Raw genomic sequence first — 701 nt, 5'->3', positions numbered from 1 at the left:
GCTCGCTGGCGGTGGAAGCGCCCGGCCCACAGTTGGCGCATGAGCCGCAGCCCGGCATGACCAGCGTGACACCGGCGGCGGCGAAGGTGTCCATGTAGCCGCGCGCTTCACAGTAAGCCTTCACGCCCAGCGTGCCAAACTGCAGGAAGAGCCGGGTACGAGGCGACACCTTGAGGCCATGGTCCAGGCCCCAGCGCAGCACCTCGTGGTAGTAGTCGAAATCCTCGCGCTTGCCGGCCGTGCAGGAGCCGCCATAGGCAATGTCCACCGGCACCGGCTGCGCCAGCGTGTTGGCCGCGATGCCATTGCCGGGGTCGCCGGGACGCGCAACCATCGGCGCGATGGCGGCAGCATCGATGCGGATCACGTCGCGATACGCGGCGCCGGCATCGCTGCGCATCCAGTCCTCGACCGCAAAATCACGCACTCGCGCCGCGCCTTCAGGAAGGCACCGTCTTGTCATCCGGCTCGACAATGCCCGTGAAGCCGCCCAGTTCGGCGACCATATTGGTCAGCGTGGCGCGCTACGTCGATCGACAAGCCTCGCACGGTGCTGCCGGCGTATTCGAACACCACGCCGATGGCCCCGCCGGAGCGGATCGCCTCCATCTGCAGCAGGTGGAGCACGATGTCCTTGGCGGTCACGCCCGGCGCCAGATCGCCCTCCACCTCCACGCGCAGGGTTTCCGGCACCTTGCAGC

At 68.0% G+C, this 701-nt stretch carries 1 pseudogene; it reads right to left on the bottom strand.

Going from position 1 to position 701, the window contains the following annotated elements:
- Positions 1-701, bottom strand: a pseudogene (locus tag OR16_RS38925) (aconitase family protein); the annotation flags it as partial.

It is taken from the genome of Cupriavidus basilensis OR16, from assembly GCF_000243095.1.
In the GTDB taxonomy this organism is placed as follows: Bacteria; Pseudomonadota; Gammaproteobacteria; order Burkholderiales; family Burkholderiaceae; genus Cupriavidus; species Cupriavidus basilensis_D.
Note: the sequence above shows the minus strand (reverse complement) of the source record. Positions and strands in the feature narration are given on the sequence as shown.